The sequence below is a fragment of the Inquilinus sp. YAF38 genome (assembly GCF_052113205.1).
Taxonomy (GTDB): Bacteria; Pseudomonadota; Alphaproteobacteria; order DSM-16000; family Inquilinaceae; genus Inquilinus.
The window spans coordinates 49,101-65,544 of the sequence record NZ_JBFRCU010000012.1 but is presented as its reverse complement, the minus strand read 5'-3'; the positions used below and the strand labels follow the sequence as shown (position 1 = coordinate 65,544).

The following is a 16,444-nucleotide window of genomic DNA, read 5'->3' as shown; positions in this document are numbered from 1 at the left end:
CCCGATCCTTCCCACCCAGGTGAATCATGGCCAGAGCCGTCAAGCGGGACCTGGTCCAGCCGTCGCTTCTCGACCGGCTGACCGACGACCAGCCGCGCAGCGCGACCGAAGCGCAGGACCGGCGCAGCTTCTCGGTGCGCCAGCTGCGGGAGGTGATCCTGCGCGACATCTCGTGGCTCCTGAACACCAACCAGCTGGCCGCGACCGTGGACCTGCAGGCCTATCCCCATGTCGCATCCAGCACGCTGAACTACGGCATCTGGCCGCTGGGCGGGCACATCCGCGAAGGCGTCGATGCCAGCGCGCTGCGGCAGGAGATCGTCGCCAGCCTGCACCGCTTCGAGCCGCGGCTGCTGCCCGACAGCCTGAGGGTCACGGCGATCGAGGACGGTCAGGACATCGGCTCGCTCCATTTCAAGATCGAAGCCGATCTCTGGGCCCATCCGGTGCCGCTGCGCATGGTGATGCGCACCGAGGTCGACCGTGAGCTCGACGTCGTCCGCGTCGTCGAGATGCGCGCGGAGGCCAGTTGATGGATCCCCGGCTGCTGCGCCTCTACAATGACGAGCTCGCCTATATGCGCGACATGGGCGCCGAGTTCGCCCGCTCCTTCCCGAAGGTTGCCGGCCGGCTCGGCATGGAGACGACCGAGGTCGCCGACCCCTATGTCGAACGGCTGCTGGAAGGCTTCGCCTTCATGGCGGCGCGGGTGCAGTTGAAGCTCCAGTCGCGCTTCCCGGATTTCACCCAGCACCTGCTCGAGCTGGTCTACCCGCATTTCCTGCCGCCGGTGCCGTCGATGGCGATCGTCCGGTTCGAGCCGGACCCGGAGGCCGGGCGGCTGGAGAACGGGTACCTGGTGCCGCGCGGGACCAAGCTGTTGAGCCAGCTCGCCCCCGGCGCGGTCACCCATTGCGAGTTCCGCACCGCCCATGACGTCCAGCTGTGGCCGGTCGTGGTCAGCGGGGTCGACTACTATGCGACGCCGGGACAGCTGTCGGCCCTGCACCTGCCGGGCCGGCAGGCGGTGAAGGCGGCGCTGCGACTGCGGCTGCGGACCACCAACGGGCTGCCCTTCAACAAGCTGGCGCTGAAGGCGCTGACGCTGCATCTGACCGGGCCCGGCGGCATCGGCGCGATCCTGGCCGAGCAGCTGGTCGCCGACACCCGCGCCATCGTCGCCCGGCCGCTGAGCCGGCCGGTGCCCTGGCAGGAGACGATACCACGGCAGACGCTGCGGCAGGTCGGGCTGGAGCCGGGGTCGTCGCTGCTGCCCGAGGTCCCGCGCTCCTTCGACGGCTACCGCCTGCTGCAGGAATACTTCGCCCTGGCGGACCGGACCCTGTTCGTCGAGCTCGGCGGGCTGGCCAATGCCGTGGCGCTCTCGGCCACCGAGGAGCTCGAGATCGTGTTCGCGCTCGGCCGCGCCGAGCCGCGGCTGGAGCGCCATCTAGGGCCCCAGAACATCGCCCTGTTCGCGACCCCGGCGGTCAACCTGTTCGAGCGCCAGGCCGACCGGATCCATGTCAGCGACAAGCAATACGAGCACCATGTGGTTGTCGACCGGATCCGGCCGCTCGACATCGAGCTGCACTCGATCCTGGAGATGAGCGGCGAGGGTGAGAGCAACGACGCGGCCCCGCTGCCGTTCCTGCCCTTCTACAGCATCCATGAACACGGGCGGCGGGAGCAGCATTCCAGCTACTACACGGTGCGGCGCGAGCAGCGCCTGCTGTCCGAGCACCAGCGCCTGCACGGCACCCGCACGGGCTATATCGGCAGCGAGACCTTCGTCTCGCTGGTCGACCGCCAGGCGGCCCCTTACTCCGCCGATCTGCGCCAGCTGTCGCTGCGCTGCCTGTGCTCGAACCGGGACCTGCCGCTGCTGCTGCCGGTCGGCCGGGGCGAGACCGACTTCACGCTCGAGATCGGCGCCCCGGTGACCAGCGTCCGCTGCCTGTCGCTGCCGAGCCGGCCGCGACCGTCCTTCGCCAATGGCGACGTCGCCTGGAAGCTGATCAGCCATTTGTCGCTGAACTACCTGTCGATCACCAATTCCGACCGGGCCGACCATCAGGGCGCCGAGGCGCTGCGCGAGCTGCTGCGTCTCTATGTCGACCCGGACGACGCCTCCGCCACCCGGCAGATCGACGGCATCCGGGAGGTCCGGTCGAAGGCCGTGGTCCGGCGCCTGCCGGGCGGCGGGCAGGCCGCGGTGGCGCGCGGGATCGAGATAGGCGTCACCCTGGACGAGGCGGCTTTCGAGGGCGTCGGCACCTTCCCGCTGGCCTCGGTGCTGAACCTGTTCTTCGCCAAGTATGTCTCGATCAACGGCTTCACCGAGATGGTGCTGTCGACCCTGCAGCGCGGGGAGGTGATGCGATGGCCGCCGATGATCGGCCGCCGGGCGGTGGTCTGATGCCGGACGCCCTCACCAGCTTTTTCAGCGCGGTCGCCGCCGAACCGCACGATTTCGACGTCTTCCAGGCGCTGCGGCGGATCGATGCCCTCAGCCCGGACCGCCCGCGGCTGGGCGAGTCGAGCCGGCCGGGCTCGGACCCGGTGCGGATCGGGCAGCAGCCGGCGCTCGCCTTTCCGACCCGGCCGATCGCGGGCCTGACCGAGACCGATGAGGAAGGTGGCCCCGCCCGGCTGGCCACCTATGTCTTCGGGCTGTTCGGGTCGAACGGGCCGCTGCCGCTGCACCTGACCGAATACGCCCAGATGCGGCAGCACAACGCCGGCGACGAGACGCTGGTCCGTTTCGCCGACATCTTCCACCACCGCATGGCCTCGCTGTTCTTCCGCGCCTGGGCGGAGAGCGAGCCGACGGTGAGCCACGACCGGCCGCAGCAGGACCGCTTCGCCCTGCAGCTCGGCGCCCTCGCCGGTCTCGGCATGGAGTCGCTGCAGGACCGGGACGCCATGCCCGACCTGGCCAAGGTCCATTTCACCGGCCGGCTGGCCTCGCACACCCGCAACGCCGAAGGGCTGGGGGCCATCCTGGCCAGCTTCTTCGCCGCGCCGGTCGAGATCCGCGAATTCGTGCCGAAATGGGTCCAGCTGCCGCGCGACGCGCTGTGCGTGCTGGGCCGCGACCCGGGTACCGGCACGCTGGGCAGCACCGCCACCGCCGGTGCCCGGATCCAGGTCTATCACCACCGCTTCCGCATCGTCATCGGCCCGCTGGAGCTGGCCCAGTACGAGCGGCTGCTGCCCGGCGCCCCCGGCCTCGACAAGATGGCCCAGACCGTCCGCAACTACATCGGCGACGAGCTGGACTGGGAGGTCAACTTGGTCCTGCGCCGCGACGAGGTGCCGGCGGTCCGGCTGGGCCGCAGCGGCCGGCTGGGCTGGACCGGGTGGATGGGCAAGCGCCGCTCGCGCCGCCACGCCGACGACCTGACGACGACCCCGCCGCTTCCTGGCCCGACGGACGCGGCATCCCCCGAAACAGCCTCGTGGAGTCCGTGATGACGGGCATCAGCCGCCGGAACCTGTTCAGCAAGCTGAACGCGCCCTGCTACGCCGCGATCGAGAGCGCCACGGCGTTCTGCAAGCTGCGCGGCAACGCCTATGTCGAGCTGGTCCACTGGCTGCACCAGCTGAACGAGGTCGCCGAGTCCGATTTCGGGCGGATCCTGCGCAACTTCGGCGTCAACCCGGGCATTCTGGCGCGCGACCTGACCCGGGCGCTCGACAAGCTGCCGCGGGGCGCCACCGCCGTCTCCGACCTGTCGCAGCACATCGAGGACGCGACCCAGGAGGGCTGGCTGGTCGCGACCCTGGCCTTCGGCGACGACCGCATCCGCTCCGGCCATCTGCTCTATGGCTGCCTGTCCAGCCGCCCGCTCAGCCACGCTTTGCTCGCGATCTCCCCCGAATTCGGCAAACTGGCGCTGGACCGGCTGCGCGACGGCTTCGAGGCGATCACCCGTGGCTCGCCCGAGGCCACGGCCGCGCAGGCGCCGCTGGAAGCCGCCGACGGGGCGACGCCATCGGCAGCGGGCAGTCGCGGGGGCGCCCTGGCGCGCTACACCGTGGATCTGACCGCGAGCGCCAGGGCCGGCAAGCTCGACCCGGTGATCGGCCGCGACCCCGAGATCCGGCAGATCATCGACGTGCTGATGCGGCGGCGGCAGAACAACCCGATCCTGACCGGCGAGGCCGGGGTCGGGAAGACCGCGATCGTCGAGGGCCTGGCCCTGCGCATCGTCGCCGGCGAGGTTCCGGCGCCGCTGCGCGACGTCGCCCTGCACGCGCTCGACCTCGGCCTGCTGCAGGCCGGTGCCGGGGTGAAGGGCGAGTTCGAGCAGCGCCTGCGCGACGTCATCGCCGAGGTGCAGGCGGCGCCGCATCCGGTGATCATGTTCATCGACGAGGCGCACACGCTGATCGGCGCCGGCGGCCAGGAAGGCACCGGCGACGCCGCCAACATGCTGAAGCCCGCCTTGGCCCGCGGCACGCTGCGGACCATCGGCGCCACCACCTGGGCCGAGTACAAGCGGTACATCGAGAAGGACCCGGCGCTGAGCCGGCGCTTCCAGGCCATCCCGGTGGCCGAGCCGGACGAGCCGCAGGCCGTCACCATGATGCGCCGCATGGTGCAGGCGCTGGAGAAGCATCACGGCGTCGAGATCCTGGACGAGGCGGTGGAGGCGGCAGTGGCGCTGTCGCGGCGCTACATCCCCGCCCGCCAGCTGCCGGACAAGTCGCTGAGCCTGCTGGACACCGCCTGCGCCCGGGTCGCCGTCAGCCGCCATGCCCGCCCCGACCGGCTGGAGCATGAGCGGCAGCGGATCGACGCCCTGACGCTGGAGCTGGAGATGCTCGGCCGCGAGGAGGCCGATGGCGGCGATGTCGGCGAGCGCCGGGCGGAGGTGGAAGAGACGCTCGAGGAGGCCAGGCAGGAAGCGGCGCGGCTCGATGTCCGCTGGCAGGCCGAGCGCGGCCTGGTCGAGGAGATCCAGCGGGCCCGGGCCGCGCTGCGCGCCGACGGCGATGCCGATCCGGCCGAGCTGCGGCGGCTGGACGGCGAATGGCGCGAGATCCAGGAGGAGGCGCCGCTGGTGCTCGACCGGGTCGACCGCAACGCCGTGGCCGCCGTGGTGCAGGACTGGACCGGCATCCCGGTCGGCCGCCTGCTGAAGGACGAGGCCACCACCCTGCTGTCCCTCGCCGACGCGCTGGGCCGGCGCGTCGTCGGCCAGGATCATGCCATGGAGGCGATCGCCCAGCGGGTGCAGACCAGTCGCGCCGGCCTGGACGACCCCGCCAAGCCGATCGGCGTCTTCCTGCTGTGCGGCCCGTCCGGCGTCGGCAAGACCGAGACGGCGCTGGCGCTGGCCGAGACCCTGCTGGGCGGCGAGAGCAACCTGATCACCATCAACATGAGCGAGTTCCAGGAGGCGCACACGGTCTCGTCGCTCAAGGGCGCCCCGCCCGGCTATGTCGGCTACGGCCAGGGCGGCGTTCTGACCGAGGCGGTGCGGCGGCGGCCGCATGCGGTGATCCTGCTCGACGAGATCGAGAAGGCGCATCCGGACGTCCACGAGATCTTCTTCCAGGTCTTCGACAAGGGCGTGATGGAGGATGGCGAGGGCCGCAAGATCGACTTCCGCAACACGCTGATCCTGCTGACCTCGAATGTCGGCGGCGAGCAGATCGCCCGGCTGTGCGCCGCCGAGGCGCGGCCGGAACCGGAGGTGCTGGAGAGCGCGCTGCACCGCCCGCTGCGCGAGGTCTTCCCGCCGGCCCTGCTGGGCCGCATGACGCTCGTCCCATACTACGCGTTGAGCGACGGCATGCTGGACCGCATCGTCCGCCTGCGGCTGGAGCGCATCGCCGACCGGATGATGCAGGCCCACAAGGTGCCGCTGACCTGCGACGACGCCGTGGCCGAGCTGATCGCCCGGCGCGCCCGCCAGGTCGACAGCGGCGGGCGCATGGTCGACGCCATCCTGACCAGCACGCTGCTGCCGGCGGTCAGCCGGCACATCCTGGCCGAGCAGCGGGACGGCCGCCCGGTCGGCGCGCTGCATATCGGCGTGCGGGACGACACCTTCCACTACCAGTTCGACGGCGGCCTTCCCGCCGCATCCCTGCAGCCCAGTGACTAGGCGACATCACCATGCCCCTGTCGACGATCGAAAGCCTGCTGAAGGACAACCGTTTCGCGGCGGTGACCTCGGCCGCCTTCCAGCTGAACGAGGTCTATCTCCGGCGGCTGAGGGGCGTCGAGCGGCTGGGCGAGCCCTTCGTCTACGAGGTGACGCTCGCCAGCCCCGACCCGATCCAGACCTTTGCCAAGGTGCCCGGCCAGAGCCTGACCGTCGGCCTCAAGCTCAAGGGCACGGCGACGCGGTTCTTCCACGGCATCGTCACCCGGTTCCAGTATCTTGGCCTGGACGACACCGAGCGCCTCAACTACGTGGCGGAGGTGCGACCCTGGCTGTCGCTGCTCGACTATCGTCGCAACAGCCGGATCTTCCAGAACAAGACCAGCCTCGAGATCATCACCCAGATTTTCCAGGAGCATAAAGGAACCTTCAAGGGCCGGCCCACCGGGCGGCTGCCGCGGCGCCCCTTCTGCGTCCAGTACGACGAGACCGACCTGGCCTTCGTCAGCCGGCTGATGGAGCAGGACGGGATCTACTATTACTTCGAGCATGCGGAGAACCGGCACGACCTGGTGCTGGTCGACAACGCCTCGAGCCACAAGCCGTGCACGCCGCAGGTGGTGGAGACTCACCATAACCTGCGGCCAGCCCGGAACCTGCACCAGGAGGACCTGATCCTGCGCTGGGAGGAGATGGTGTCGATGCAGCCGGACAGGGTTGTCTTCAACGACTACGACCACGAGAAGCCGACGGCGAATCTCGAGGCCGTGGCGCGCGTCCCGTCCGTGAAGGTCGGCGGCATCCCGCCGCGCAAGACCCTGGCGGGCGGCGCCGCCTCCCGGCGTCCCGGGGGCTCGCCGGTCGCACCGGTGACGGCGACGAAGACGTCGACGGCCGCCGGCACCTCGCCGACGCAGGAGACCTTCGTCTATCCGGGCCGCTACATCGAGAAGAAGGACGGCGATTTCTACGCCACGATCCGGGCCGAGGAGCTGGCCTGCAACGCCTACCGCGCGCGGGTCGAAAGCACGGCACGGCAGATCACGACCGGGGCGATCTTCACCGCGGCGAACCCGTTCTACTACGGCGACGTCGATTCCCGCCCCAAGCCCACCGAGCGCTTTCTGGCGGTTGGGAACGAGTTCACGGTCGTCGGCGAGGTCGGAGAGGTCGGCGGTGCCGGGGAGAACGCCGTCGACGCGAAGGGCGACCGCTTCCTCTACCGCAGCATGGTCGAGATCATCCCGGCGACCACACAGTACCGCTCGCTGCGCCGCACGCCGGCGCCGGTGATCCAGGGGCCGCAGACCGCCGTCGTGGTCGGCCCCAAGGCCGAGACGATCACGACCGACAAGCTCGGCCGCATCAAGGTCCAGTTCTTCTGGGACCGCGAGGGCAAGAGTGACGAGAACAGCTCCTGCTGGATCCGGGTGGCGCAGAGCTGGGCCGGCAAGGGCTTCGGCGGCCTGATCATCCCGCGCAAGGGCCAGGAGGTCGTGGTCGACTTCATCCACGGCAACCCCGACTGGCCGCTGGTGACCGGGGTCGTCTACAACGCCACCAATCTGCCGCCCGAGACCCTGCCGGCGGACAAGACGCGCTCGACCTTCCGGACACACACCGACCGCGGCGCGGTCAACGCCTATAACGAGCTGCGCTTCGAGGACAAGCAGGACCGCGAGGAGGTCTATCTGCAGGCGCAGAGGCAGTACAACGTCAAGGTCCTGCAAAAGCACGCCGTCGATGTCACGGAGAAGTTCGTCCTCACCACCGGAGCGGCCACGGAGGAAAAGACATCGCCGATGCCGTCCCTTCCCGGGGAGGAGAGCTCCCGCATCGAGGTCACGCCGGACAGGATCCGATTCCTGGTCAACAGCCAGAAGGGATGGCAGCTCATGGAACTCGGCCCGGACGGCCTGATCATCCTCGCCAACGGCTTCTCGATGATCACCACCGACAAGGCCGAATCCTTTCCGCCGATCCTGCCCGGACGGCCACCGAAGGAGGCCGCCAAGGCCAAGCTGGAGCTGAGCATGGAGACGAGGCAGGGCCTCGAGCCCGGCATCGGAGAGGACAGCCCCAGCAGCAAAGTTTTGGGCGCCGTGTAGAGCCATGTCCCAGGACACGAAGGGGTGAGCGCCATGCGCCGTCGGGTATCCATCGCGGGCTGCATCCTGGCCCTGCTCGGCGGCCTGGCGGCGATCCATGTCTCGAACCGGCGCGTCGCCGACCAGGCGCAGGCCGCAATCGAGAGCGCACAGGCGGCGACGCCCGCGCCTGACGCGGCGCCGGACGAGCCCGCGGCCGCGCTGCCCGCCCTCGATGCGCTGGCCGCCTCGCCCTTGGCGGACCTCGCCCCCCTGCCCTGGTGGCGGCGGCTGAGCCTGAACGCCGCACCGCTGGAGGACCTCGCCGCCGCGACCGCCGGGCTCGACCACGCGCTGCTGCGGGACGCGTTCCTGCGCCGCTTGGCGCAGCGGATCCTGGCCCGCATCGATCGGCCGGACATCACCTCGGACCTCGCCTTCGACGGGCTGAAGGCGGCGCTGGCCATCGCCGGCACCGGGCCACGGCAGGACGGGCTGATCCGGCTCTGGGCGTCGACCGACTGGTCGATGACCGCCCCGGATCAGATGCGACAGACTCTGCTGGTGCAGCTCGACCGCGCCCGGGCGGCCGAGCCGCGCCTCGCTCCGCCGTTGGACATGGCGGTGGTGGGGCGGATCCGGGCTCGCCTGCGCGACGAGCCGCTGTCGGCCCGGGCCTATGCCGCGATCCGCACCTCGGACGCGGCCCAGGCCCTGCCGCCCTTCCGCGCCGACCTCGTGCTCGGGACGGACAGCTGGGCGGTGCGGCGCCGGTCGGGCACCTCGCTGGCCACGCCGATTCCCGGGCTGCTCACCGCCGACGGCTTCCACCGGGTGGTCGTGCCGGGGCTGATGGATCTGTCCGCCTCGCTCGGCTCTGACGACTGGGTGCTCGGCGCGGCGCCGTCGGGCGGCGGCGACCTGACTGCGTCGGTGCTGGCGCTCTATCTCGACGACGTAGCCCGCGCCTGGGACGGGCTGCAGGACGACCTCGCGCTGGTTCCCGCTACCGATCCGGAGACGGCGACGCGCCTGCTCGCCGCACTGACCCGGTCGCAGGGACCGCTGCTGCGCCTCGCCGTTGCCGCCCGCCGGGCCACGCTGTTCGACCACGGCCAGGGCGATGACGCGGCTCTCGCGGCCTTGGCCCGGAAGCTCGGCGGCCTGCGCCTGTGGACCGCGATCGACCGCCGCTATGCCTGGCTCGACGGTGCGGAGCTGCAAGGCGCCCCGCTGCTCGACGACGCCACTCGCCGCTTCGTCGCTACCGCCGGCAGCATGCCGGCCGACGCCGCGCCGCCGGCCGGGGCTCTCGACTGATGCCGCGGGACGTTATTGCCGAGCCCCCCGGCATCGCCGCCGGCACTGCCGGAGCCACGTGCCTCTGCCGCCCCGAGATCGGGCTCTGGGCCGTAGTCGCGGCCGGGAATGCGCGATACCGAGGCTTGGTCGAGGCTCTCACCGCGCTCGAAAGTGCCCCTGATGAGGCGCAGCTGGCGCGCATCATGCAGCGGAAGACCGGCGTCTCGGCAATGATCGTCCTGTTGCGGCCGCCGCATCTGCTGTGTTTGCGGCTGGGCGGAGGCAGCGTTCATCGCCTGGGCCGGGCCGGCCTCGTCCCCATCACCGAAGAGGTGAACGTCGGGACGGTCCGCGTCCGGCTGGATGCAAGCGATCGCGTCATCCTCGCCGCACCGGCCATCGCCGACATCGTCGACGGGACCGCGCTGCTGCTCGAAAGACTGCCGCCCGATGCCGCCGCCCGGCTGCTGGTGCAGCGCGCCGAGGCTGCCGGCCGGCATGGCAGCGGGGCGGTGGTGCTGGCGCTGCCCGACCGGCTGCCGACGTTGGCGCAATCGGTGGAGATCCCTTCGCCGGCCCGCCCCCGGACGCAATCCCACATCCGGCCTGTAGCCGTCAGCGCCGCGGCGGCCCTCGCCTTGTCCTTCACCGCGGCGCTCGGCATCGCCGTCTTTCGGGACGCCCCCGAAACGATGCCGCAGCGCCAGGTCGCGGAGGCGCCGTCCCAGGAGAGCGGCCCGTCATCGACGGATGAGGGCGATCTGGCCGCAGCCGACCGCCGCTTCACCCAGACGGCGCGGCTGGCCGTGGCCATCGCCGCCATTGACCGCACGGTGCAGCAGCTCGACCTGCCGCCGCTGGCGGGGAATCACACCACCGCGATCCGCCCGTTCGCTCCAGATGCGATCGATGCGCAGGCCCGGGCGCTGGCCGCGCGCCTGCCCGGCTGGCCCCTCGCCGTGCCGCTGCGCGTGCCCTTGCGGCTGTCCAGCCCCTTCGGCTGGCGGGTCCATCCGGTGACTGGCGTTCCCACCCTGCATGCCGGGCTGGACCTGGTGGCGCCGGCGGGAACCCCGATCTACGCCACCGCCGACGGCCGCGTGCTGCGGGCCGGGCCTGCCGGCGGCTACGGCAACATGGTGGAGATCCAGCATGCCGACGGCCTGGTCACCCGCTACGGCCACATGCAGTCGATTGCGGTCGAGGCGGGTCAGGAGGTGACGGCGGCCACGGTCATCGGGCAGCTCGGCTCGACCGGCGTGTCGACCGGGCCGCACCTGCATTACGAGATCCGGCGCGCGGAGGAAGCGGTCGATCCAATGCCCTTCCTGCAGGCCGGGCAGGCGCTGAAATCGATGCTGGTCGCCGTCGCTTCAAATTGAAAGGGCGGCCCGAAGCCGCCCTCCATCTCCTCTCCGGGATCGATCCGAGGCTCAGCTTGCCCCGGCTGCCGCGACCGGACCGGCCGCGGCGGCAGGCGCGGCGACGGGAACGGCCTGCACCGGCGTGAACACACCGGTCTCGCCGACATCGGACGGCTTCGCAGCCTCTCCGGCTTGCGCGGTGGTCCCGGGAACCGGCTGCCCGTCGCCGATGGTGTTGACCAGGCCGGAGACCGAGACGATCAGGCCGCTAAGATCGTTGATCGTCGACGCCTGCTCGGTCCAGCCGGCGGCCTGGTCGCCGGTGGAGATCCGGGCCTGCACCATGCCGCGCCGGACCTGGCGTTCCGCCTGCCGCAGCGCCGCATACTGCTCCGGGGTGCCGTTCGGGCCGAGATTGGCCCTGGCCTCGATCACCAGCTTCTTCAGGGTGCTGAGCCGCTGCTGCACCGTATCCATCGCACGGTCGAGCGTGACCCGCGAGGACTGCGCCTTGCGGGCGATGACCTCGATCGGCAACGTCGTGACCGCGACGGGCGTCACCGGCACTGTGCCCGCGGCTGTGGCCTCGGGCCCCTTGCCGAAATGGGAAAACGGCTTCGGGTCCGGCAGGCGATCGGCGCAGGCGGTGCACAGCAGGCCCAGACCGAGCACGATCATCGGCGGCTTGAACGGAGACATGGGCAGCGCCTTCTCGAAGGTGGGTCGCAAAAGTCTCGCATCCTGCCCCCGGCGCAGCCGCGATAGAGCATGCGGAATTGGCATGATCGTATCCAGACCGAAATGCCGGTGAATTCTGGCCCGCCTCCAGATCACATCGCATATTCGCCGAGAACAGCCCCGACCTGGAGGCCATGATGCCAATCGCAAAACGCGCCTTTGCGGTTCTTTTCTTCCTGTTATTGACGGCACCAGCCGCGATCGCACAGCAGATCGCGTCCGCACCGGCTTCGGCGTCGGCGCCGGATCCGACAGCCCGGCCATACTATCTGGCTGCCACCCTGACCGGCGCGTTCCGGACCGATCCCCTGCCGATCGGCGTGCTGGCGGGCGGGCGCAGCTCGGTCGTTGGCCTGGCCGCCGACTGTGTCGGCAACATCACGCCGGAACGCCCCGATGCGACCATCGATCTCGAGGACGTCCACGGCCCGGTGAATTTCTACGTCGCGGCGGGCACGGACACGGCGCTGGTGGTGCACACGCCCGCCGGGCAATGGCTCTGCACCGACGACAGCGAGGCAGGGGGCGTCAACCCGGTGATGACGCTGACCTCTCCTGGCAACGGTCCCTATGCCATCTGGGTCGCTTCGGTCGAAGCGCCCGATCGACCGGTGCCGGCCGTGCTGGTCATCAGCGAGCTGCCGCCGGTCTGGTAGCCGAGCCATGATCGCCGATCCGATCCGCGACACCGAGATGCCGCCGGCCGACGAGACACGCCTCGTCGGCCCGGCCGGGCCGAGCGCCTCGGCCGCACCGAGCGCTCCGACAGCGCCGAGCGAGGACGGGCCGTCGCTGGCGCCGGGCACGGTGGTGCTGCACACCTACCGCATCACCCGACTGATCGGCCGCGGCGGCATGGGCGAGATCTACCAGGCCGAGCATTGCGACCAGCGGACGCTGCACGCGATCAAGATCATCCGGCCCGACCTGGCCGGCGACGAGTCGATCGTCAGCCTGTTCCTGCGCGAGGCCGGGGCCCTGCGCAAGATCCGGCACGCGGCGATCGTCAGCTATGACGGCCTGTTCCGCGACGCCACCGGGCGGCTGCACCTGGTGATGGAGTATGTCGATGGACCGTCATTGCGCGACCGGCTGCGCCAAGGCCCGCTGGCGCCGCACGAGATCGCGCAGCTGCGCGACCGCCTGGCCGCCGGCCTGGCCGAGGCGCATGACAAGGGCATCTATCACCGCGATCTGTCGCCAGACAACGTGATCCTCGAGCATGGCCTGCTCGAACGGGCGAAGCTGATCGATTTCGGCATTGCCCGCTTCGCCGACCCCAGCATGCGGACACTGGTGGGCAGCCGCTTCGCCGGCAAGCTCTCCTGGGCGTCGCCGGAGCAGATCGGGCTGTTCGGCGCACAGGTCGACGGGCGGTCCGACATCTACAGCCTGGGCCTCGTCCTCGCCGCCGCCGCGCGCGGCCGGCCGCTGGAGATGGGCAAGACCATGATGGCCACGGTCGAAGCCCGCAAGACCACCCCCGAGCTGGACGGCGTGCCGCCCGGCCTCGTCACCCAGATCACCCGCATGCTGGCCCCAGACCCACGCGACCGGCCGCAATCGATGCGCAGCCTGGTCGACGAGGCCGAGCCCGACCGGTCCCGCTGGCCCGCGCTGCTGCGGTCGCGGCCGGTCCAGGGTGCTGCCCTGCTGCTGGCCCTGGCAGCCCTCGGAGGAGGGTGGTGGTCCGGTTCGGGAGCGCCCCCAGCAGCACCGGCACCCGCACCACTGATGTCGGCATCGCCGAGCCCGGCAAGGCCGCCAGCCGCGGCGCAGGAGCTCGACCGCCGTCAGCTGCCGCGGATCCTGGCGCTCGCGCCGGCCGAGATCTTCGCCGCCGGCCAGCGCTTCCTGACCGAGCAGCACGACGCCGACACGGCGCTGGTGCTGTGGGAGGAGGCGTCGCGGCGCGGCAGCGGCGACGCCGCCTTCGGCCTCGCGCAGTTCTACGACCCAAACGCCCGGACCACCGGCCCGAACCCGTTCAGCGCCCCCAACCCGACCAAGGCGCGGGAGTTCTACGCCCTGGCCCTGCAGCGCGGCATTGGCATCGCCCGCGCCCGGCTGCAGGCCCTCGACAACGCGGAGTCCGCGCGATGACGACACCAGCCTTCCGGCTACGCCTCGCCGCACTCTTGGCCCTGGCCTGGCTGGCGGCCTGCGCCGCCCCGGCGATCGCCCAGGATCCGGCGCCGCCTGCCGGCGCCCGCAAGCCGCTGCTGATGACGGGCACCACGAGCCTGTGGCAGCGGGTCCTGACCCGCCCGGGCGCGCGGCCGTCCCAGTCACCGGGCGGGCCGCCCGCCGAGGCCGAGATCCCGCCGTTGACCATGTTCTTCGTCTATGCCCGGACGGCAGGCGACGGCGGCAACTGGCTCGAGGTCGGGCCCACCACCGGCGGCCAGACGCTGGGCTGGCTGCCCGAGGCCGAGGCGATCGACTGGAAGCAGACCCTGGTGGTGAATTTTACCAACCCGGTCAACCGCGACCGCGCCCTGTTCTTCAAGGATTCCGCGCCGCTGCTGTCGATCATGGAGGCTCCGGATGCCGACGCGCAGGCCGGCGCACTGCGCCAGGCCGCCGTTTCCGGGACGTTGCCGCCGGACAGCCCGATCGCGGCACTCGAGCCGTCGACCTGGGTCGACCCGGCCAAGGATTTCTACCTGCTGCCGATCCTGAACTGGACCGACGGCTATTTCGCCAAGGGCTTTCCCGGTCTGGCGCTGCAGGTGGCGGCGACCTCGCTGCAGGAGCCGGCCGATCCGCCGCCGCAGGCGACCGATCCGGGCAACGCGGCGCAGGTGATGGCCGGCTACCGCGCCGGCGTCATCTTCGTCGTCGATACAACGGTGTCGATGGACCCCTATGTCGCCCGGACGCGCGAGACCATCCGCGCCCTGATCGAGAAGCTGCATGCCGAGGAGGGCGACAAGCTCAGCCTCGGCCTGGTCGGGTTCCGCGACGTGCTCGAGGATGGCCGGCCGGACGAGTACATCGCCAAGGTGTTCGCCACCCTGTCCGACGGGCTCGACCCGAGAGGCTTCCTCGACCGCTTCGACGCGGCCAAGGTCTCACATGCCGACAACCGCGACTTCCGCGAGGATTCCTTCGCCGGGGTCAAGGCCGCGCTGGACGACATCGACTGGACCGGGGTGGCCGGCCGGCTGATCGTCCTGATCACCGATGCCAGCCCGCGCCGGGCCAACGACCCCTACTCCTCCACCCATCTCGACCCCGACCAGCTGCGGCTGCTGGCCCAGTCGAAGGGCGCCGCGGTGCTGGTCATCCACCTGAAGACCGCCGCCGGCAAGGACGACTACGCCGCCGCCGAGGATGCTTATCAGCCGCTGTCCGACTATCCCAATGTCGGCAGCCTGTACTTCCCGATCGAAGGGGGCGACCTGCGCAGCTTCGGGTCAGTGATCGACCGGATCGCCGGGATCATGCTCGGCCAGATGCAGACGGCGGCCGAGGGTCAGGTGGCTCCCGCGGCGGATGCGTCTGCGGTTTCCACCAAGGCCGACGATCCGAGCAGCGAGGCGCTGGCCCGCACCGGTCTGGTCGGGCGCGCCATGCAGCTCGCCTATCTCGGCCAGAAGGAGGGCGGGCAGGTCCCTCGCCTGTTCTCGTCCTGGATCTCGGACCGCGACATCGCCAACCCGGCCCGCAAGGCGCTCGACGTGCGCGTCCTGATCAGCAAGAACCAGCTGTCCGACCTGCAGACGACGCTCGCGGCGATCATCGATGCCGGCGAGGCGACGCGGGTGGCGCCGAACGACTTCTTCCGCCAGCTGCGCAGCGCCGCCGCGACCATGGCCCGGCGGCCGGAAGGCGTCGGCCGGGAGGATGCGCGGCACCTGGCGGAGCTCGGCCTGATCGGGGAGTACCTCGAAGGCCTGCCCTATCGCAGCCGGATCATGGAGCTGACCGAGGATGACTGGCTGTCCTGGAGCTTCGGCCAGCAGCGCCAGTTCCTCGACGACCTGCAGGCCAAGGTGACCCTGTACCAGCAGATCTACGACAACACCGACCTGTGGATCGCGCTCGATGGGCAGCGCACCGGCGGCGATGCGGTCTATCCGATGCCGCTCGATGCGCTGCCATGATCGGCCCCGCCCCCGTCTACACGCTGCGCAATGTGGTGCTGCGGCGCGGCGCCGGCACAGCCGGGTTCGAGCTGAATGTCAGCAACCTGGTGGTGCCGCGCAGCGAGATCCTGTTCCTCAACGGCCAGTCCGGCTCCGGCAAGTCGACCCTGCTCGACCTGCTGGCGGGAACGCTGGCGCCGGACCGGGCGGAGACCTTCGAGCTGGCGGCGCTCGGCCGCCCGCCGCTGGATCTCGCCGCACTGTGGCGCCGGCGGCGGCAGGACGCGTTCGCCGCAATCCGGGCCAGCAGCATCGGCTATGTGCTGCAGACCGGCGGCCTGCTGCCCTATCTCTCGGTGGTCGAGAACATCGCCCTGACCGCTCGCCTCGCTGGCCGCTACGATCCCGGCCATGTGCGCGAGCTTGCGGACCGGCTGGGCCTGAGCCGGCTGCTCGGCCTCCGGCCGGACCGGCTGTCGGTCGGCGAGCGGCAGCGGGTCGCCATCGCCCGAGCGCTGGCCCATCGCCCCGACGTGCTGCTGGCCGATGAGCCCACTGCCTCGCTCGATCCGCCGACGGCCGACCGGGTCTTCGCCCTGCTGGTCGAGACGGTCGAGCGGTTCCGCACCACCGCCGTGATCGCCTCGCATGACTGGGCCCGCACGCAGGCCACCGGGCGGCGGATCATCGGCCATGCGCTGCGCCGCGAGGACGACGTGGTGCGCGCCTACTTCTGGACCTGA

12 protein-coding genes are annotated in these 16,444 nt (G+C 70.9%); 11 read left to right on the top strand and 1 reads right to left on the bottom strand.

Translation table 11 applies throughout. The features are described from left to right. The first annotated feature begins 26 nt into the window (after window positions 1-26). The 7 genes from tssE (at window position 27) to AB4Z01_RS07855 (ending at window position 10,890) form a co-directional block, all read left to right on the top strand. Window positions 27-533, top strand: a complete 507-nt coding sequence (gene tssE / locus AB4Z01_RS07885; protein WP_429232266.1) for a type VI secretion system baseplate subunit TssE — start codon at window positions 27-29, stop codon at window positions 531-533. Continuing rightward, a complete protein-coding gene (gene tssF / locus AB4Z01_RS07880; RefSeq protein ID WP_441692224.1) occupies window positions 533-2,419 on the top strand; it encodes a type VI secretion system baseplate subunit TssF in 1,887 nt (628 codons plus the stop codon). The genes tssE and tssF overlap by 1 nt, the downstream gene beginning before the upstream one ends. Next, a complete protein-coding gene (gene tssG, locus AB4Z01_RS07875; protein ID WP_441692223.1) occupies window positions 2,383-3,474 on the top strand; it encodes a type VI secretion system baseplate subunit TssG in 1,092 nt (363 codons plus the stop codon). The genes tssF and tssG overlap by 37 nt, the downstream gene beginning before the upstream one ends. Next, window positions 3,474-6,119, top strand: a complete 2,646-nt coding sequence (gene tssH / locus AB4Z01_RS07870) for a type VI secretion system ATPase TssH (RefSeq protein ID WP_441692222.1) — start codon at window positions 3,474-3,476, stop codon at window positions 6,117-6,119. Before tssG ends, tssH begins: the two co-directional genes overlap by 1 nt. 11 nt (window positions 6,120-6,130) lie before the next feature. Further along, window positions 6,131-8,227 (top strand): type VI secretion system Vgr family protein, encoded by a 2,097-nt coding sequence (locus AB4Z01_RS07865; RefSeq protein WP_441692220.1) that lies wholly within the window; start codon window positions 6,131-6,133, stop codon window positions 8,225-8,227. 33 nt (window positions 8,228-8,260) lie between these two features. Further along, window positions 8,261-9,526, top strand: coding sequence for an ImcF-related family protein (locus AB4Z01_RS07860; RefSeq protein ID WP_441692219.1), 1,266 nt, complete (start codon window positions 8,261-8,263; stop codon window positions 9,524-9,526). Window positions 9,527-9,711: 185 nt separating this feature from the next. Next, window positions 9,712-10,890: a M23 family metallopeptidase gene (locus AB4Z01_RS07855; protein ID WP_441692217.1), complete on the top strand. Its 1,179-nt coding sequence runs from the start codon at window positions 9,712-9,714 to the stop codon at window positions 10,888-10,890. Between the two features lie 51 nt (window positions 10,891-10,941). Here the strand turns inward: AB4Z01_RS07855 and AB4Z01_RS07850 are convergent, their stop codons facing one another. Further along, a complete protein-coding gene (locus AB4Z01_RS07850; protein ID WP_441692216.1) occupies window positions 10,942-11,706 on the bottom strand; it encodes a hypothetical protein in 765 nt (254 codons plus the stop codon). Between the two features lie 38 nt (window positions 11,707-11,744). On the opposite strand from AB4Z01_RS07850, the gene AB4Z01_RS07845 reads away from it, so the two are divergent. The 4 genes from AB4Z01_RS07845 to AB4Z01_RS07830 are packed head-to-tail and all read left to right on the top strand — an operon-like array spanning window position 11,745 to window position 16,444. Then, window positions 11,745-12,266: a hypothetical protein gene (locus AB4Z01_RS07845; protein WP_441692215.1), complete on the top strand. Its 522-nt coding sequence runs from the start codon at window positions 11,745-11,747 to the stop codon at window positions 12,264-12,266. Window positions 12,267-12,273: 7 nt separating this feature from the next. Continuing rightward, window positions 12,274-13,713: a serine/threonine-protein kinase gene (locus AB4Z01_RS07840; RefSeq protein ID WP_441692214.1), complete on the top strand. Its 1,440-nt coding sequence runs from the start codon at window positions 12,274-12,276 to the stop codon at window positions 13,711-13,713. Then, window positions 13,710-15,719 carry a vWA domain-containing protein gene (locus AB4Z01_RS07835; RefSeq protein ID WP_441692212.1) on the top strand — a complete coding sequence of 670 codons (2,010 nt, stop codon included), beginning with the start codon at window positions 13,710-13,712 and terminating at the stop codon, window positions 15,717-15,719. The genes AB4Z01_RS07840 and AB4Z01_RS07835 overlap by 4 nt, the downstream gene beginning before the upstream one ends. Then, a complete protein-coding gene (locus tag AB4Z01_RS07830) occupies window positions 15,716-16,444 on the top strand; it encodes an ABC transporter ATP-binding protein (protein WP_441692210.1) in 729 nt (242 codons plus the stop codon). Before AB4Z01_RS07835 ends, AB4Z01_RS07830 begins: the two co-directional genes overlap by 4 nt.